The sequence below is a fragment of the Pirellulales bacterium genome (assembly GCA_035533075.1).
Classification (GTDB): domain Bacteria; phylum Planctomycetota; class Planctomycetia; order Pirellulales; family JAICIG01; genus DASSFG01.
The window spans coordinates 19997-37585 of the sequence record DATLUO010000100.1 but is presented as its reverse complement, the minus strand read 5'-3'; the positions used below and the strand labels follow the sequence as shown (position 1 = coordinate 37585).

The 17589-nt window shown below is 64.2% G+C and carries 16 protein-coding genes; 12 read left to right on the top strand and 4 right to left on the bottom strand.

What is annotated here, in order from left to right; translation table 11 throughout:
• The 4 genes from VNH11_13445 to VNH11_13430 form a co-directional block, all read left to right on the top strand.
• A partial coding sequence (locus VNH11_13445; protein HVA47368.1) for a sigma-70 family RNA polymerase sigma factor occupies positions 1-569 on the top strand: 569 nt, incomplete at its 5' end.
• A 152-nt stretch (positions 570-721) separates the two neighbouring features.
• Positions 722-2794, top strand: coding sequence for an acetylxylan esterase (locus tag VNH11_13440; GenBank protein HVA47367.1), 2073 nt, complete (start codon positions 722-724; stop codon positions 2792-2794).
• 44 nt (positions 2795-2838) lie between these two features.
• Positions 2839-3654: a glucosamine-6-phosphate deaminase gene (gene nagB, locus VNH11_13435; protein HVA47366.1), complete on the top strand. Its 816-nt coding sequence runs from the start codon at positions 2839-2841 to the stop codon at positions 3652-3654.
• 162 nt (positions 3655-3816) lie between these two features.
• Positions 3817-4893, top strand: coding sequence for a hypothetical protein (locus VNH11_13430; protein ID HVA47365.1), 1077 nt, complete (start codon positions 3817-3819; stop codon positions 4891-4893).
• An 89-nt stretch (positions 4894-4982) separates the two neighbouring features.
• Here the strand turns inward: VNH11_13430 and VNH11_13425 are convergent, their stop codons facing one another.
• Positions 4983-5783 carry an SDR family oxidoreductase gene (locus tag VNH11_13425; GenBank protein HVA47364.1) on the bottom strand — a complete coding sequence of 267 codons (801 nt, stop codon included), beginning with the start codon at positions 5781-5783 and terminating at the stop codon, positions 4983-4985.
• 48 nt (positions 5784-5831) lie between these two features.
• On the opposite strand from VNH11_13425, the gene VNH11_13420 reads away from it, so the two are divergent.
• Positions 5832-6209, top strand: a complete 378-nt coding sequence (locus tag VNH11_13420; GenBank protein ID HVA47363.1) for a hypothetical protein — start codon at positions 5832-5834, stop codon at positions 6207-6209.
• 76 nt (positions 6210-6285) lie between these two features.
• Here VNH11_13420 and VNH11_13415 read toward each other — a convergent pair whose 3' ends face one another.
• Together VNH11_13415 and VNH11_13410 are read right to left on the bottom strand one after the other, a co-directional pair.
• On the bottom strand, positions 6286-6498 hold the full coding sequence (locus VNH11_13415) for a hypothetical protein (protein ID HVA47362.1): 213 nt from the start codon (positions 6496-6498) through the stop codon (positions 6286-6288).
• Between the two features lie 313 nt (positions 6499-6811).
• On the bottom strand, positions 6812-7738 hold the full coding sequence (locus VNH11_13410) for a bifunctional riboflavin kinase/FAD synthetase (protein HVA47361.1): 927 nt from the start codon (positions 7736-7738) through the stop codon (positions 6812-6814).
• Between the two features lie 102 nt (positions 7739-7840).
• Here VNH11_13410 and VNH11_13405 point away from each other — a divergent pair, with 102 nt between their 5' ends.
• The 4 genes from VNH11_13405 to VNH11_13390 all read left to right on the top strand — a co-directional run bounded on the left by VNH11_13405 (position 7841) and on the right by VNH11_13390 (position 12932).
• Positions 7841-9484, top strand: a complete 1644-nt coding sequence (locus tag VNH11_13405) for a Ppx/GppA phosphatase family protein (protein HVA47360.1) — start codon at positions 7841-7843, stop codon at positions 9482-9484.
• 226 nt (positions 9485-9710) lie between these two features.
• Entirely contained in the window at positions 9711-10661 is a 951-nt protein-coding gene (locus VNH11_13400; protein HVA47359.1) for a DUF4339 domain-containing protein, read from the top strand.
• A 53-nt stretch (positions 10662-10714) separates the two neighbouring features.
• Complete coding sequence (locus tag VNH11_13395; GenBank protein HVA47358.1) at positions 10715-11308, top strand: hypothetical protein; 594 nt, start codon at positions 10715-10717, stop codon at positions 11306-11308.
• 85 nt (positions 11309-11393) lie between these two features.
• Positions 11394-12932 carry a hypothetical protein gene (locus VNH11_13390; protein HVA47357.1) on the top strand — a complete coding sequence of 513 codons (1539 nt, stop codon included), beginning with the start codon at positions 11394-11396 and terminating at the stop codon, positions 12930-12932.
• A gap of 59 nt (positions 12933-12991) precedes the next feature.
• Here the strand turns inward: VNH11_13390 and VNH11_13385 are convergent, their stop codons facing one another.
• The gene (locus tag VNH11_13385; GenBank protein ID HVA47356.1) at positions 12992-14410 is read right to left on the bottom strand and encodes a DUF1501 domain-containing protein; all 1419 of its coding nucleotides are present in this window, start codon (positions 14408-14410) and stop codon (positions 12992-12994) included.
• A 175-nt stretch (positions 14411-14585) separates the two neighbouring features.
• Between VNH11_13385 and VNH11_13380 the strand changes: the two genes are divergently transcribed.
• From VNH11_13380 to VNH11_13370, 3 genes are all read left to right on the top strand, one after another.
• Positions 14586-15530, top strand: coding sequence for an Rpn family recombination-promoting nuclease/putative transposase (locus VNH11_13380; protein HVA47355.1), 945 nt, complete (start codon positions 14586-14588; stop codon positions 15528-15530).
• Positions 15520-15957 carry a hypothetical protein gene (locus VNH11_13375; protein HVA47354.1) on the top strand — a complete coding sequence of 146 codons (438 nt, stop codon included), beginning with the start codon at positions 15520-15522 and terminating at the stop codon, positions 15955-15957. Before VNH11_13380 ends, VNH11_13375 begins: the two co-directional genes overlap by 11 nt.
• Before the next feature lie 99 nt (positions 15958-16056).
• A complete protein-coding gene (locus tag VNH11_13370) occupies positions 16057-17577 on the top strand; it encodes a hypothetical protein (GenBank protein ID HVA47353.1) in 1521 nt (506 codons plus the stop codon).
• Positions 17578-17589 lie beyond the last annotated feature (12 nt).

Here is a 17589-nt window from a genome sequence, read left to right as displayed (position 1 = left end):
ACCAGGCCCTGGCGGGCTCGAGCGAAGCGCACGGCGAGCTGCTCATCAGCTATTGGCGCAAAACAAGGCGCTTCTTCAGCCGAGCGCTGTCGAAGGAGATCGCCCTCAAAAACGGTCCCGACGATCTGGCGCAAGAGGCCTGTCGATTGGCGCTCAAAGGCTTCGGCGGTTTCAGCGGCACGAGCCTGGCGCAGTACCGGAAGTGGCTGATGACCATTTGCAAAAACCTGCTGTGCGCGGTCTTGCGCAGGTACGCGGCGGGCAAATCGCACGACGCATCGCGCGAAGAGCCGCTCGACGAACAGGCGGTCGACAGCGGCCGGCACGCCTACGGACGGCAGCCCTCGCCCGAAGAAATGCTGGCCGCGCTCGAAGTGCGGGCGGAGCTGCGCGACGCCCTCGGGCAGTTGCCGGCCGAAGAGCGGCAAGCGGTCCAAGCGCGCTATTTCGAGAAGCTCAGCCTGGCCCAGGTCGCCCTCCGCCTTGGGCTGACTGTCAACGCCGTCAAGCGGACCTTGAAACACGCATTCCAGGCGTTGAAGCGGCGGCTGGCCCGGGGCGGCCCTTGAACTGCCGCACCGCGGGCCGATAGGTACGCGTGGCAGGGCATGTCCATCAGAATCGGGTCAAAGGCCGAGCCTTGCCGGAGTTCGTGTTCTTGACCGACGCTTTGAGCTAGCATAGCCTGAACCAACCATGGCCCTATCACCATCACGCGCCCATGCGAACCCAATTTGTTCTTGCCGCCTGCCTCCTGTTTCCCTCTGCCGCACTGGCCGACGAGCCGCGGCCCGATGCCTCGCGCGGCGACCGGATGCTCGCTGAATACTTTCGTGCCGAGACCGGCAGGCTCGCCGACCGCTGCTTGGCCGACGTCCGCTCGCTCGAAGAGTGGACCTCGCGACGCGAAGAGGATCGGCGGCAGCTTGCCGAAATGCTCGGCCTCGATCCCATGCCGCCCCGCACTGACCTGAAGCCCGTCGTCACCGGCAGGCATGAGACCGAGTGGTTCACTGTCGAAAACCTTCACTTTCAGTCGCGGCCCGGCCTGTACGTGACCGGCAATCTTTATCTGCCCAAAGGGCTGGAAAAGCCGGCGCCGGCCGTGCTCTACGTCTGCGGGCATGCTCAGGTGAAGAAAGACGGCGTGAGCTACGGCAACAAGACGTTCTATCAGCATCACGGCGGCTGGTTTGCCCGCAACGGCTATGTTTGCCTGGTGATCGACACGCTGCAGCTCGGCGAGATCGAGGGACTGCACCACGGCACCTATCGCGAAGGCATGTGGTGGTGGAACTCGCGGGGCTACACGCCGGCCGGCGTCGAAGCCTGGAACTGCGTGCGGGCACTCGACTACTTGCAATCGCGGCCCGAAGTCGACGGCCAGCGGCTGGGCGTCACCGGACGCTCCGGCGGCGGCGCGTACACCTGGTGGACCGCGGCGCTCGACGAACGCATCAAAGCCGCCGTCCCCACGGCGGGCATCACCGACCTGGAAAACCACGTGGTCGACGGCTGCGTCGAAGGCCACTGCGATTGCATGTTCATGGTCAACACCTACCGCTGGGACTATCCGCAGGTGGCCGCGTTGGTGGCGCCGCGGCCGTTGTTGATCGCCAACACCGACGGCGACGGCATCTTTCCTTTGAACGGCGTCGAGCGGCTGCACGCCAAGGTCCGCCGCATCTATCGGCTGTATGGCGCCGACGACAAGCTGGGCCTGCAAATCAGCCCCGGCGGGCACAAAGACATTCAGGAGCTGCAGGTGGCCGCCTTCCGTTGGTTCAATCGGTTCTTGAAGGGCGACGGCGAATCGCTGGTGGAGAACACAGGCGTCAGCTACTTTACGCCGGAAGCGCTGCAAGTCTTCCGCGACGGTTTGCCGGCCGACCAGATCAACACCCGCATTCACGAGCTGTTTGTGCCACTGGCCCAAGTGCCGGAAATACCCGAAAGCAAAGAGCAGTGGGAAAAGCTCCGCGATGGTTGGATGGCGGCCTTGAAAGAGAAATGCTTTCGCGGCTGGCCGGACGAGCCGGGGCAGCTGGACCCGCAGCAGGTGGCTTCGATCAATCGCGACGGCATGCACGTGGAAGCATACAATTTCGACAGTCAAAAGGACGTTCGTTTGCGAATTTACTTGGCCTGGAAAGACACCAAGCCCGGAGCAATGCCGATGCATGTTTTTGTCGGCGGCGACAACTCGATCAGCGCAGACGTGAAAGCCGCTTGGCGAGCGGCGTTTGCGGACGACTTTTCAAATACGGATTTGCCCGAAACGCCTTCGGCCGAGGCGGACAAATCGGACGGCATTTCGGTGCTGTTCATGCCGCGCGGCCTGGGGCGGACTCGCTGGGACGGGAGCGAGAAAAAGCAGATTCAAAACCGCCGCCGCTTCATGCTGCTGGGTCAGACGTTGGCCGGGATGCAAGTCTGGGACGTTCGACGGGCGTGGGAAGCCTTGCGCGCAGTTCCTGTCTGCCGCGAAGCGAGCGACGTGACGTTGCACGGCGAGGCCGAGATGGCCGCGGTCGCGCTGTATGCGTCGTTGTTCTCGGCCGACGATGTGTCGCTGGCTCTTGTTTCGCCGCGGCTGAACGATCGGGAGGCTCCCGACGTTTTGAACGCGCTGCGATACCTTGCCATGCCGCAGCTCATCGCCTTGGCGGCCACGAAGTGCCGCAACGTCGATATTGCTGCGCCGGACGAAGAGAATTACGATTTCGCCACCGCGCTGAGCAAGCGATTGGGCACAGGCAACTTGATCGTTCGCCGCCTGGAAACAGGGCACTGAAGCAGTTGTCCGTTCCGACTTGCGGAACCGAGGAGACTTCATCCATGCGCGTCATCGTCGAACCGGACGCAACCAGCGTGTCGCGGACCGCTGCCCGTTTCGTGGCGCGGCTGCTGCGGCGGCGGCCGAACTGCGTCTTGGGTCTGGCCACGGGCAGCACTCCGCTGGGTATGTATCAGGAACTGGTCCGCATGCACCGCGAAGAGGGCCTCGATTTCTCGCGGGTGGCGACGTTCAATCTCGACGAATACGTCGGCCTGGCCCCCACGCATCCGCAAAGCTATCGCCGCTTCATGCAAGAGAATCTCTTCGACCATGTGAACATCGAGCCGCGAAACACGCACGTGCCCGACGGTCGCGCGCTCGATTTCGACGCCTTTTGCCAGCAATATGAGCGGATGATCGCCGAGGCCGGCGGCATCGACCTGCAAGTGCTCGGCATCGGCGGCGACGGGCATATCGCTTTCAACGAACCCGGTTCGTCGCTGGGCAGCCGCACGCGGCTGAAGACGCTGACCGAGGAAACGGTCCGCGACAACGCACGTTTCTTCGGTGGCAGCGAGCGGGTGCCGCGGCTGGCGATCACGATGGGCGTGGGCACGATTCTCGAGTCGCGGCAATGCCTGCTCTTGGCGTGCGGCCCCCACAAAGCCCGGGCCATCCGCGAGACCGTGGAAGGACCGGTAACCGCCCAAGTGACCGCCTCGGCCTTGCAACTTCATCGCGACGTGATTGCCGTTCTCGACCAAGAGGCCGGCCGATTGTTGGAACGCCGCGATTACTATCGCGAAGTCGAACGTGCCCAGGCGCTGCTGGAGGCGGGCCAAATCGCCGCCCTGTTGCCGGCCAAGGCGGAGTGAGCGGTCCTGCCTTGCTCTTGACCGCTCTGGTGGCGCGGCTAAACTCCGTCACCCGCGACGGCGGCATTGCTGAACCCTGAATCCCGGCGCGCCGGGAAACCTCGAACCCTGAACCTCGAACCCTGAACCCTGAACCCTGAACCCCGAACCCTGAACCCTGTCATGCGATCTGTCGGCGGACGATGCGCGCTCGTCTGGGGAACGCTGTTCTTTGTTGCGCTGCAAGCGACCTTCGCGCTGCTGACCGACCGCTGGTGGCCCGCGCTGCGGCATCCGGAGTATGGCCGCAAGCTCGCTCTGCTCAAGACGCAACAAACAGCCCATTCCGGCCAGCCGCTGTTGCTCGCGTTGGGCACGTCTCGCATGGCGTTTGGCTTTTGCGCCGCGAGCTCGGCAAACCGCGACGCGGCGTGGCAATTCAACTTCGGCCTGACCGGAATCGGTCCAGTGCAGGAGCTGGTGTGTCTGCGCCGGTTGCTCTCCGCCGGCGTGCAGCCCGCCCAACTGCTGATCGAGATCCACCCCGCCTTCCTGCACCAAACGTGCGACTGGTGCGAGAGCCGGGCCGTCGACGTGCGCAAGCTCGATTGGCCAGATTTAGGCGTGCTTTGCCGCTACGCCTTCGAGCCGCGCGAGCTGGCTTCGCGGTGGATCGTGTCGCGCCTCTCTCCGTGGTATTCGTATCGTGTCGAGTTGCTGCGGCGAGTCGCTCCCGGCTGGGTCGATGAGGCGCACCTGCGCGACGAGCAGATGCTGGGGCAAACCGATGTTTCGGGCTGGTCGCGGTTCCCGTTGCGGCCGGCCGACGACGTCGAGCGGCAGCGGGTCGGCCGCTGGTGTGCCGATCTCTACACCCGACCGCTGACCGACTTCGAGGTGAGCGACGTCGCTCGCCGAGCAATCGCCGAGATGCTCGACGTTTGCCGCCGCCGGCGGATCGACGCCGCGCTGCTGCTGCTGCCCGAAGGGGAGTTGTTCCGCGGACGCTATCCAAGCGCGGCGCTGACGCGCATCGAGGCCTACCTTGCCGAAGTGCGCCGCGCGTTCGATGTGCGCGTGGTCGATTGCCGCGGGTGGTGTACGGACGAGCAGTTTTGCGACGGACAGCACCTCTTGCCGGAAGGGGCCGAAGCGTTCACCGCGCGCTTGCGTGGCGATCTCCTCACGCGGTGGCGGGCGGAGTCGGGCCGACCGGCGGCTCACGTTGCCGAGCGGTCCAAGCCTGCCTTGCGGCAATGACGTCGTTTGCCGAGCCGGGCAAAAGCGCATAATCGTGGCGTCTTCGCTTTCGCGGGGCGATTCGGAGCCTTCCCTGCGGAGCAAGCGGGCTACGAGCGCATCACCCGTTCGATCAAATCGCGGTCGAAGTAGTTCACCTCCATGCCGGCGTCGACGACGATCCGCTGTGCGTTGATGCCGCTCGAACGAGGGCTGAGCAGAAACGCCGCCACGTTGGCCACCTCTTCCGTCTGGACGGCCGACTTGCGGAGCGTCACCTGTTCTGCATAGAGATAGGCATCGACGTAGCCGGGAATGCCCGCCGATGCCGAGGTCTTCAACAGGCCCGGCGCCACCGCATTGAACCGCACTTGCGAGAATTGGCTGAACGACTTGGCCAGAAACACCAGCGACGAATCGAGGGCCGCCTTGACCGGCGCCATGAACCCGTAGTTTTCGCTGGCCATGCGCGTGGTGGAAATTGAAATGGTCACCACCGAGGCGTCGGCGGCCAGCAGGTCTTGGAACGCACGGGCAAGGGCGATCAGCGAATAACACGAAACGTCGATCGACCGCAGAAACGCCTTCTTCGACGTCTCGTGGAACGGCCGCGGCGATTCATCGTAATCGGCAAAGGCAATTGAATGGACCAGGCCGTCGAGCGTCGCGTGCCGCGCGGCAACCTGGTCGCGCAAGCGGGCGATTTCTTCTTCACGTTCCACGTCGCAGACGTAGATTTCGGCATCGCCCAGCAGCCTGGCCACCGATTCGCGGCGCTCGGGCGAGCGGACGACATAGACCACTTTGGCGCCCGCTTCCGCCAGCACGCGGCCGACATGATAGGCTACGCTCTTGCGGTTGGCGACGCCGCACACCAGCACCGATTTGTCGGAGAGACCTAGGAAATCCATGCCTGAGTCTTACCATAACTGATTGGGAACTTCATGCCCCACGCAGCCATGCTTTCAACCGCTTTTCACATTCGCATACTTCCTCGCCCGGCCGACGCCGACGGTCCGCGGCCGATGTTCGCCCGCACGTTCGAGCAAGTGGCCCAGTCGTTGGCCGACTTGCCGCGGATGTTCGTCGAGCCGGACGGTTCGTTTGTGTGGGTGGCGGCCGCGGGGCCGGCCTGGCAAATCGACGGCGTGCTCTACGACGGCGCGGAGCGACTCTGGTATATGGAGCTGCAAGGCCGCTGTCCGCCGCACGAGTTCGACCGCCTGCTATTGGCGCTTGGCTGGCCGGAAACGCCGGTGAGGGTCCAGCTTGTGCGCGAGGGGGAACTGATGGAAGAACAGGAGTTTCGCCGCTCCGTGGGTTGGGCGGCGGGCTAGCACGAGAAAAGGGCCAAGCGTTCGCTCGGCCCCCTTCTGCGTGGCTCGCAACAATCGTGCTCTCGCAACAATCGTGCTAGAGAAGCCCGCCTAGACCGGGCAGCGTGAGGCCCGCGCCACTGAAGCTCACGCTATCGTTGGCGCTGACGCCCACAGACACGTTGCCCAGCAGCGGCAGGCCGACGCTGACGCCGTCACTACCGCTGACGCCCGCACTCACGGGGCTGATCGCCACGGTGCTTGGGGCGATCCGTTCTTCAAGCTGGTCGATTTCGAATTTCGCGGACATGCTAAAACTCCTTCTCTGTCGTAAGTTTCACCCATCCGAATGTCGCGGCCACGCGCCGCGACTGGGTGATCGGGGGCATCGCAGCCAGCGTGCCGAACTCATTGCAAGTCTTGCGGGGAAGCACGGAACTCTTGAAGCCGTTTCAACTTCGGCGTTTCTTCACGAGCAACACCCACGGGCGCCCGACCTGCGTTTCGTTTGTTCAATCGGAGCGTTCACGAACCATCCACCGCCAAGCTCGCTTGTCGCACGCTACAGAAGGCGACCGCACCTGATTGACGACCGCAGATGAAGAATCCGTTGTCACGGATGCTCATGTCGGATCCGCCACCCCCTTCGCCGCCTCCACATCGCGGGCAAGCTGCTGCTTCAGCTCTTCCACGCCGCCGAACGGCCGCACGTCGCGTAGACGGCTGAGGAAGTCGACCTCCAGCGGCTCGCCGTAGATCGCGCGGTGGAAGTCGATCAGATGCACCTCCACCTTCAAGTCCTGCTCGCCGAACGTCGGATTGGCGCCCACGTTGATCGCCGCGGCCCAGCGCTGTCCGTCGATGAACGCATGGCCCGCATAGACGCCCGCGGCGGGCAGCAGCGTGTCGATGCCCGCCAGGTTCGCCGTGGGAAAGCCGATGCGGGCGCCGCGCCCCGCGCCGTGCCGAACGATTCCGCGGATGCGGTAGGGCTCCGTCAGCAGGCGGCGGGCCTCGTCGACTTTGCCGCCTGCGATAAGCTCGCGGACCAGCGAACTGGAAACAATCGCTCCGTCGATCGCGACCGGATCGACCACGTCGAGCTCCATCCCGGCGGCCGACGTCAGTTTGCGTAAGACATCGATCGTGCCGGTGCGGTTGTGCCCGAAAAAGAAATTCGGCCCTTCCACCATGGCGCGTGCCGCTAATTTGTCGCGCACAATTTGCTGGAAGAAATCCCGGTCCGACAGCGCCAGCAGGGCCTCATCGGTCGGATAGGCGATGATCCAATCGACCCCCAATTGCTGCAGTAATCGCGCTTTGCGTTCGGTCCAGGTAAGCGGCCAGGGTGCCCGCTCCGGCCGCAGCAAGCGCACCGGATGCGGATCGAACGTAAACACCACCGACGGGCCGGCCACCGCGCGGGCCCGCGCCACCAGGCGTTCAATGAGCCGGGCATGACCGAGATGTACGCCGTCGAAATTGCCGATGGTCAAGGCCCCACCGCGAAGCCCATCGGGCAAGCCGGTCAGTTCACGTATGAGTTTCACAGGCGACGGAACCGACGAAAAAACAGCATGTTAGACGCAACCAGACCGATTATCCTGGGACGGGCGGAGACGGTCAACCGTCTCCCCGCGACCCCGCCGCGTATGATATGGTTACATGTACCGACCTTGCCGGCCAGCACCCACGCGATGGAACAACAACAATACTACCTTTCGCCCGACCTGGCGCACCGCCTGGCGGCCATCGACGTCGGCACGAATAGCATTCGTCTGGTGGTGGCCGAGGCCCTGCGCGACGGCAACTACCGCATCTTGACGGAAGAAAAAGACACCGCCCGGTTGGGGAAAGACCTGGCGGCCACGGGTCGACTGAACGCGGCGGCCGTCGAACGCTCGCTGGAAGCCTTGAAGCGGATGAAGCAGATTGCCGCCGGCTATCAGGTGCGCGAGTTGCGGGTGATCGGCACCTGCGCGTTGCGGGAAGCGGCCGACGGCGAAGAGTTCTGCCGCCGGGCAAAACAGGAGATCGGCCTCGACATCGACGTGATCGGCGCCGAACAGGAAGCCCATCTGGCCTTCTCCAGCGTGGCGCGGGCCTTTCAGCTCGACGGCAAAAACGTGGCCATCGCCGACATCGGCGGCGGCAGCACGGAGATCATCCTGGCCTCCGGCAGAGCGATCGAAGAGGTCTACACCACGCCGTTGGGCGCGGTGCGGATGACCGACCTCTACTTGAACGGCCAGGAGTCGGGCGGCGAGGCCTTCGAGAACTTGGCGGGCGGCATCGACCACGAGCTGCGCCGACACACCAAGCGCCTGGTGTTCTGGCCGCACCTGATGATCGGTTCGGGCGGCACCTTCACCACGCTGGCCGAAATGGTGATGGCCTCCAAAGGGCAAACCGGCCTGCCGCTGCGCGGTTACGAAGTCACGCACGCTGAAGTCGGGCACCTGCTCGACCGGCTGCGAAAGCTGCCCCTCAAGGCCCGCCGCAATCTGCCCGGCCTCAGCCCCGACCGGGCCGACATCATCCTCGCCGGGGTCGCCATCATCGACGGCCTGATGCGGCGGTTCCGCGTCAATCGGCTGCAAGTTCACGACCGCGGAGTGCGCGACGGCCTGCTCTTGATGATGCTGGAACAATCGCGCGGCGCGCGGAGCGACGACCCGCACGACCAGGATGCGGCCATCGAACGCTTCGCGGCCAACTGCGGGGCCGACCTGAAGCACTCGCGGCAGGTGGCGAAACTGGCCACGCAGATTCTGTCGCAAGTCATGGGCGAGGCCGGCCTGGCGACTTCCGACCGGTTGCTGCTCGACGCCGCCGCACGACTGCAAGACGTGGGCTACATGATCGACTACGAGAAGCACCACAAGCACAGCTACCATTTGATTCTGCACAGCCGGCTGGCTGGTTTCCAGACGCACCAGCTTGAATTGATCGCCAACCTTGCCCGCTACCACCGCGGCAAGGAGCCGAAGAAGAAGCACAAGAACTTCAAACGGCTGTCGGGCAAAGACCAGCAACGTGTGCGCAAGCTGGCGGCCATTTTGCGATTGGCCGGCGGGTTCGATCGCAGCAACACGCAGCAGGTGCGAGACATTCTGGTCTCGATCGCGGCCGACGAGATCACGATGCGAGTGGTGTCCGACGAACCGCCCGAAGTCGATCTCTGGGCCGCTCGCCGCCGCGCGGCGCCTTTCGAGCGCGAGTTCGGCCGCCGCGTGGCCATCGAATGGCTGGATGCCAAGGTCGTCGGTCAGCGCCGCGTGCCGCAGGCCTCGTAATCGCGACTGACCTGCGCTTGTCGCCGTCATTCCTGTTTGAGCGGAAGACGAAGCACGTCGCGGCCATAGAGGATCGAAAACGGTGGATCGTGCGACGGACTGCTGGACACCAGCCGGATGTTGAGCGTCCCGGTTTCCCCCCGCACGTCGCTAGGCTAAAATGCGTTAAGAGCGGCAGGAGTCTGCCGAGCGCGTCGTTTTGGCCGAGAGACCCGTCGCTGACATCATGGGCATCAAATTCACCTGTCCCGCCTGCGGACGCGCATTGAATGTCAAGTCGGAGCTGGCGGGCAAAAAGGGCCGCTGTCCGAGATGCGAGGCCAAGATCGACATCCCGGCCGAAAGCTCGCCCTGGGCGAAGCCGGCCGGCGGCACTCGGCAGGCTGCAGCCGCACCAACCGCACCCGCCTCCGTTCCCGCGGCCCCCTCGGCACCGGTTGAGGGCGGCGCGGCGTCGCCCGTGGCCGCCCCCGTCCAAGCGCCCGGTGGAGGCCTGGTCGCCGACGCTGAGCAAACGACGATTTACCAGCCGCAGCCGACCGCCGCACCCGTCGGCGCGGTGGCCGCCGCCGATCCGATTGCCGAGGCGCCCCAAATGCAGTGGTACGTGACGCCACCGGGCGCCACGAGCCAATATGGCCCGGCCAGCGGCGAAGAGTTTCGGGGCTGGATTCAGGAAGGGCGGGTCACGGCCGATTCCTTGGTTTGGCGGCAAGACTGGCCCGATTGGCGGCCGGCATCCACCGTGTTTCCTCAACTCCCGTCGCCTCCGGCCGGCCCCGCCCCCGCCGCGGCGCCCGTCGTGCCGCCGCTGGCCAGCATGCCCCTGCCAACCGCGGCACCCGCGATGCCGATGCCTGCCGCCCCGATACCGGCCCCCGCCATGGCACAGCCGGCGTTTCCGGTTGCAGCCGTCGCACCGGGCATGTTTCCGGGCGCACCGGTGGCAGCTCCGGCGGCCGATGGCTTTCCGATCGCCGCGGCCGCGCCCGCCACGACACGCAGCAGCACGGCCCGCGGCTATCGGCAGCGGTCGAACACGGGACCGATCGTCGCCATCGTCGTGCTGCTCTTGGCGATGATCCCACTGTCGTTTCTTGTCTGGAAGGTGGTCAGCGAACAGATCGTCTCGCCCGCGGCCGACGCGACCGCTGGCCCAAAACCGCCGGAAGAGTAAAATGGCGGGCAACAGGAAAAGGCGTAGGGTGACCCTCAACCAAGAGAACGCTTATGAACACGAGAAACGTTTGCGGCGCGATGCTTTCCGCAATGCTCTGCCTCGCCGCCGGCGCGACGGCTTTTGCCGCCGACAAAGACGCCAAGGCCGAAAAGATGGTGCTCTCCGACGGCCGCTTTGAGCTGGCCGTGCCCGACTCGTGGCAGCGAAAGCAGCCCAGGGTCAACATCATCGAGTATGAATACGAGGTGCCGGCCGTGACCGGCGACGCGCGTCCCGCCCGCGTGACCGTGATGGGCGCGGGCGGCAGCATCGAAGACAACGTCAACCGCTGGTATGGCCAGTTTCGTCAGTCCGACGAATCGGACACGTCCAAATCGGCCAAGGTGGAAGAGAAGGAAATCGCCGGACAAAAAGTGACGCTGGTCGATGTGTCGGGCACCTACCTCGACAAGCCGGGCGGGCCATTCGCCGGCGGACCGACCGTCGAACGCGAAAACTACCGCATGCTGGCCGCCATCATCGAGACCACCAAGAAAGGCAAGAAGACCGGCAACTACTTCATCAAGCTGATCGGCGCCAAGCAGACCGTCGCCGACAGCAAAAAGGCGTTCGGGCGGATGATCGACAGCTTGAAGGAGAAATAGGCGAGCGGCACGCTCGCAGTTTTGGATTTTCGATTCCGACAATCGAAAATCTAAAATCGAAAATCCAAAATCTCACGGACGGCCCATGAAGATTCAAAAATTTCTCGAACACCACGGCATCGCCGCCAATCCCTTTGCCGAAGAAGACGCCCAGACCGACGCGGTGTTCAAGGAATTCTGCATCGACACCACACATCATCCCACCTGGGACAAAGTCTACGGCGATCCCTCGGAGCCTTCCACCGCGATCGTGTTCGGCGAAAAGGGGGCGGGCAAAACGGCCATGCGCCTGCAGATTGTGCGGCACGTCGAGCAGTACAATCGCCAGCACGCCGACAGCCGACTCTTCGTCATCGAATACGACGACTTCAACCCCTTCCTCGACCGCTTCCACGACAAGCTGGGCCGCCGCCGGCGCCTGGAACAGGTGCTTTCTTATTGGAAGCTGTGGGACCACATGGACGCCATCCTCTCGCTGGGCGTCACGCAGTTGGTCGACCGCCTGCTCGACAAGCCTCACCCTCTCCCGCCGGGCCCGCAGGCGGGCGCCCCGGGCCGGGGTGAGGGTGACAAGCGGCACCGCGACGCCGCCTCGCCCGCGCCCGCTCTCGACCCTCGCCGTCTCGACCGCACGCAAATGCGCGACCTGTTGCTGCTGGCCGCCATCTACGACCAATCGACGGCCGAAAACTTCCGTCAGCGCTGGCACCGCTTGCGCCGTCGCCTGCGCTTTCACACCTGGCGCACCCGTTGGCCGCTGGCCTTGGGCATCGTGACGGTGCTCGTGGTCTTCGGCCTCATCGTGGGGCTGCAAAAATGGGACTGGCTGGCCAGCCCTTGGCCCTACGTCTTCGCCGCCGCCGGCTGGATTCCACTGGCCGCGCGAAGCTGGAAGTGGTACTGGCGCGCGCGTGCCATCATGCGGCAGTTGCGCGTGGTCAATCACGAGCCGAATCCCTTGCGGCAGGTGCTGATGAACTTTTCGGTCGACGAGCTGGCCGGGCAGCCCTTGCCCACCAAGGAACGCACCGACGACCGTTTCGAGCTGCTGGCCAAGTTTCAGGGCGTGCTGCGGACGCTCGGTTTTTCGGGCATCATCGTGCTGGTCGATCGCGTCGACGAGCCGCACCTGATCAACGGCTCGCCGGAACAGATGAAGGCCCTGCTGTGGCCGATGCTCGACAACAAGTTTCTCAAGCATCCGGGCATTGGCTTCAAGCTGCTGCTGCCGATCGAACTGTCGTACTTCGCCGACCGCGAGGCCCACGATTTTTACCAGCGTGCCCGGCTCGACAAGCAGAACCTGGTGCGGTCGTTGGGCTGGACCGGCGAAGCCCTCTACGACGTGGCCAACGCCCGGCTGAAGGCCTGCGCCATCAACGGGCAAACGCCGTCGCTGCGGACGCTGTTCCAAGAATCGGTGAGCGAGCGGCGGCTGATCGACGCGCTGCGCACGTTGCGGGTGCCGCGGCATTTGTTCAAGTTTCTGCACCGGCTATTCGTCTCGCACGCCAACGCCTACACCGACGAGAACCCTTCTTGGCAGATTTCCGGCGAGACATTCGAGTCGGTGCTGGCCCTCTATCAGCGCGAGCAAGATGCCTACGACCGCGGCCTGGGCTGAGAGGCCCGCTACGGCCTGGCTTCTCACGAAGCCAGCTACGCGCCGCAGAATCATCCAGGCTAGGCCAGGATCTCGCGGACCACTTTCCCGGCCACGTCGGTCAGCCGGTGATAGCGGCCCTGGAATTTGTAGGTCAGCCGCTCGTGGTCGATGCCCAGGCAGTACATGAGCGTCGCGTGCAGATCGTGAACGTGAACGGGGTTCTCGACGATGTTGTAGCTGAAATCGTCGGTGGCGCCGTGCGTGACGCCCGGCTTGATGCCGGCGCCGGCCAGCCAGATCGTGAACGAGCGCGGATGGTGGTCGCGGCCGTAGTCTTCGGCCGTCAGCCGGCCCTGGCAGTAGACCGTGCGGCCGAACTCGCCGCCCCAGACCACCAGCGTGTCGTCGAGCAGCCCGCGACGCGCCAGGTCGAACACCAGCGCCGCCGAGGCCTGGTCGGTGTCGCGGCATTGGCCCACGATCTGCTTCGGCAGGTTCGTGTGCTGGTCCCAGCCGCGATGAAAGAGTTGCACGAAGCGCACGCCACGCTCGACCAGCCGGCGGGCCAGCAGGCAGTTGGCCGCGAACGTGCCGGGCCGCCGCGCGTCGGGGCCGTAAAGCTCGAACACGTGCTCCGGCTCGTTGGAGACGTCGGTCAAGTCGGGCACCGACGACTGCATCCGCCAGGCCAGCTCATACTGCGCGATGCGGGTGGCGATTTCCGGATCGCCTTGCTGGCGAAGCCGCTCTTGATTGAGCTTCACCAGGTCGTCGAGCATCTGCCGCCGCGTGCCGGCATCGACGCCCGGCGGGTTGGAAAGAAAGAGCACGGGGTCGCCGGTAGAGCGGAATTTTGTTCCCTGGTATTTCGTCGGTAGAAAGCCGCTGCCCCACAGGCGGTCGTAGAGCGGCTGATCGTTGGGGTTGCCCGACCCTTGCGAGATCATGGCCACGAAGCCGGGCAAGTTCTGGTTCTCGCTTCCCAGGCCGTAGACGATCCACGCACCGATGCTGGGCCGGCCGGCAAGCTGAGCGCCGGTCTGGAAGAAGGTCACCGCCGGATCGTGGTTGATGGCCTCTGTGTGCATCGACTTCACGAAGCACAGCCGGTCGGCGATCTTGGCGGTGTGCGGCAGCAGCTCGCTCAGCCACGCGCCGCTCTGCCCGTGCCGGGCGAACTTGAACCTGCTGGGGGCGACGGGAAAGCTGGCCTGCGTGGCCGTCATACCGGTCAGCCGCTGTCCCATGCGGACCGAGTCGGGCAATTCGCTGGCCCGCAGGTCGGCCAGGCGCGGCTTGTAATCGAACAGATCGAGTTGCGAGGGCGCGCCGGACTGAAATAGGTAGATGATTCGCTTCGCTTTGGGAGCGAAGTGGGGCAAGCCGGGCAAGGCGCCGTCGGCTTTGGCCGCGTCATCATGCAACAGCGCTGCCAGCGCGACGGCGCCCAGACCGGTTGTTGCCTTGTCAAAGAGTTGTCGCCGATTGAGGAGCATGGCTATTGGGAGCGCTGACTTTTCGCAGTTGGGGGTCATGGCGAGGCGAGGCGACCGCCAAACGACATTCTCGCCAACGGTCGCTCTCGCCGCAACTCCTTGTGAGTCGAGTCATGCATCCTAGCCGCTCCGGTGGGCCGTTTAAGTCGTCCAGCCGTCCCGTTATGATTGCAGCATGAAACCCCAAATTGATCCCAAGGTCGATTATGCCTTCAAGCACGTCTTCGGACGCGAAGAGAGCAAGCCGGCGCTCATTAGCTTGCTGGATGCCGTCTTGCAGCCCGCGGCTGGCCAACACATCGTCAGCCTGGAGTTGCTGAACCCTTTCAACGACAGGGAAACTCCTGACGCCAAAATGTCAGTTTTAGATATCAAAGCCCGCGATGAAACCGGTCGGCAGTTCAATATTGAAATGCAGTTGCTCGCCTACGGCGCTTTTCGGCAGCGGGCGCTCTACTATTGGTCCAGGTTGCATCACGCCCAGTTAAAAAAAGGCAAAGACTTTCGCATCTTGCGGCCCACCATCGCGGTGTGCTTCGTCGATACACCGCTGTTTCCGCAGCTAGACGATTACCACCTGATCTTCGAGTTGCGAGAGCGCAAGCGTCATACGCTCTTTACGGATCAGATGGCGGTGCATATTCTGGAATTGACGAAGTTTCAAAAGGCGGTAGAGGAATTGGCAACCTCTCTCGACCGCTGGTTGTTTTTCCTCCGGCACGCGCCCTCACTCGATATAGATGCCCTGCCAAAGGCATTGAACGTGCCGGAGGTCCGTTGGGCATTGGAGGACCTGAGAATGATTTCGCGAAGCAAACGCGAACGCGAACGCTACGAAGCCCGCGAGAAATGGGAGCGCGACGTTTATACGGCGATGGCCGAGCGGGAGGACATGGGAGTGGCGAGGGGGTTGGAGAAGGGACGCAAGGAGGGACGCGAGCACGGACGCGCGGAGGGACGCGCGGAGGGACGCGCAGAACACATCCAATTCCTCCAAAGGTCGCTTAGGCGGAAGGTGATGCCTCTCAAACAGTTGCGGACCCTGTCGGCGGAAGAGCTCGCCGACCTCGCCACTCAGCTTGAGGTCCAGCTCAATGCGAGGTTGGCCAATGGCTCATGACCCAATTCTCGACGCAGACTCCGAAGAACTGGTAACGTGGATTCGCGTTTACCAGCGGCTGCTGCTTGAGGACGTCAGCTCCCCTGAGCAGTTGGCCGACCTTGAGTCATGGGAATTACGAGAGCGAACGCTGGGGCTGGAGTGCGAATTGTACGCGATGCTGGAGCGGGCCGCGCTCAACGAGCAGGACCAAGAGAGATACGAATCGAGCCTGAAGGGGCGTCGTGACATCCTTACGGCGCTGGGCGAAGCCCGCGACGAAGGCTACAAGAGGGGCCGAGCAGAACGGATTCAAAACCTGCAGCGGTTTCTAGGGCAGGAAAACAGCCCGCCGGACTGGTGGACAACTCTTTCCCTTTCCGAGTTGGAGGGCTTGGCGACTCAGCTTGAAGAGCAGCTTGACGCGAAATTGGGCAACGGTTCATAATCGTGCCTGGTGCTTGTCTTTTCGCGTGACGATCAGTTCGCCGACGCGCCGACGGCCGATCTCGAAGCATCATTCCTTCCGTCGCTGTGGAGCATCCACATGTCCAAGCCCCGTTTTACTCTCGGCGATCTGTTGATGTGGATTACGCTGGCCGGGCTGGTGGCGGCCCTGCTGGCGCCAATGTTCGGCGAAGGTTCGCGCAGCGGCCTGGTGCTGAAGCTGGCCGTCTCGGCCGATGGTTCGACGGCGGCTGCCTTGTTCAGCGATGACAAGGCGCGCGTCTGGAACATGGATGACGGCCGGCGGCTGACGTCGCTGCCGATGGGCGTGGGTAGCGACATCGCGCCGTCGGCCGACGGAAAAACTCTGGCAGCAAGCTGTCTGGCCGCTACGCCGACCGGCTATGGCATCGACTTGTGGGACGTCGCAACGGGCAAGCGTGTGCGCACGCTCACCGCACACGCCGGCTGCCAGCCGGTTTTCGCACCTGGCGGCGGCCGACTCGCCTGGTCGTCACATAGCGGCAGCATTGAAGTTTATGATCCGCCGTTGGATAGCTCACCCGCGGTCGCGCTTGCCGGGCCGCCGATCTTTTTCTCGCCGAACACATGGACGGCGCCGGTTTTTTCGCCCGACGGTGCATTGCTGGCGGCCCGTAACGGGAACGACGAGATCGTGGTTTTCGACATCGCGTCCCGCAAGATTCAGGCGACGTTAGTTGCCGGCCCACGCTTCAACAGCCTCTATCTTCTTGCACCCCTCAAGAAGATGCTCTTTGCCGAGCGAGAGCTCTGCGAGCAATCGGCCGAGCCGCTGATGCGGCTGCGGGCGCCGATCTTGTACCGTTTGCTCGAACTTTGCGACCGGCAGTTCCAGCAAGATTGGCTCACCAACGGCCTCGTCTCCGCCCTGGCCCGCGATGACGGCGACGACGAACTTGCTGCGCGGCTCGGACGGCGGATGAAAGCGGCGCTGCTGGCCGGCCGTGTCATGGAGCCGCGCGAACTCTTCGATCGCCACACGGCAAGAACGATTCGCCGCGTGCGCCGCCGCGGCGATCGCGCCTTGCACGCCTGGGTCATTCAGTACAACACCCAGGCCTGGTCGCTCGTCGAGTTTCTCTGCGGGCGAGGCTCGACGCCCGATCGGCGGAGCGCCTTCCAGAAGTTCTGGCACGATCCCACGCGCCGCCGCAGCGCCGCCGCGGCTCTGGCCAGACAGTACGGCATGAATGTCGATCGACTCGTGGCCGACTGGCGGGCTTCCATCGAGCGTCAACCGCCGGGCGAACACCAACCGCCGCCGCCGCACTTGGCTGCTTGGATGTTGCGCGAACCGCTCGCCACGGTGGCCGAGGCGACGGCATTGCGGCGGGACCGCATCGTCGCGGTCCGTATTTTGGGCGAGCTCGGTTTTGCCCTGGGCGCCGAGCGCTTGATCGAGGTTTTACACGGCGGCGACCCTTTGCTGAGCGAGGAAGCCGGCTGGGCCTTGGAGTGCATTTCGGGAGAAGTCCGCGGTCCGTCGGCCGCCGGCTGGCAGGCATGGTGGCAGAGCCTGCCCGACGCCGCCCGAAATGGCGCGGCCGCAACGGCAACCTCGCCTGTAATTGCCGTGTGATGGGCCGTGCCA

Coding starts and splice junctions, on each gene's coding strand:
- VNH11_13440 (HVA47367.1), top strand. CDS start 722: ATGCGAACCCAATTTGTTCTTGCCGCCTGCCTCCTGTTTCCCTCTGCC.
- nagB (HVA47366.1), top strand. CDS start 2,839: ATGCGCGTCATCGTCGAACCGGACGCAACCAGCGTGTCGCGGACCGCT.
- VNH11_13430 (HVA47365.1), top strand. CDS start 3,817: ATGCGATCTGTCGGCGGACGATGCGCGCTCGTCTGGGGAACGCTGTTC.
- VNH11_13425 (HVA47364.1), bottom strand. CDS start 5,783: ATGGATTTCCTAGGTCTCTCCGACAAATCGGTGCTGGTGTGCGGCGTC.
- VNH11_13420 (HVA47363.1), top strand. CDS start 5,832: ATGCTTTCAACCGCTTTTCACATTCGCATACTTCCTCGCCCGGCCGAC.
- VNH11_13415 (HVA47362.1), bottom strand. CDS start 6,498: ATGTCCGCGAAATTCGAAATCGACCAGCTTGAAGAACGGATCGCCCCA.
- VNH11_13405 (HVA47360.1), top strand. CDS start 7,841: ATGATATGGTTACATGTACCGACCTTGCCGGCCAGCACCCACGCGATG.
- VNH11_13400 (HVA47359.1), top strand. CDS start 9,711: ATGGGCATCAAATTCACCTGTCCCGCCTGCGGACGCGCATTGAATGTC.
- VNH11_13395 (HVA47358.1), top strand. CDS start 10,715: ATGAACACGAGAAACGTTTGCGGCGCGATGCTTTCCGCAATGCTCTGC.
- VNH11_13390 (HVA47357.1), top strand. CDS start 11,394: ATGAAGATTCAAAAATTTCTCGAACACCACGGCATCGCCGCCAATCCC.
- VNH11_13385 (HVA47356.1), bottom strand. CDS start 14,410: ATGCTCCTCAATCGGCGACAACTCTTTGACAAGGCAACAACCGGTCTG.
- VNH11_13380 (HVA47355.1), top strand. CDS start 14,586: ATGAAACCCCAAATTGATCCCAAGGTCGATTATGCCTTCAAGCACGTC.
- VNH11_13375 (HVA47354.1), top strand. CDS start 15,520: ATGGCTCATGACCCAATTCTCGACGCAGACTCCGAAGAACTGGTAACG.
- VNH11_13370 (HVA47353.1), top strand. CDS start 16,057: ATGTCCAAGCCCCGTTTTACTCTCGGCGATCTGTTGATGTGGATTACG.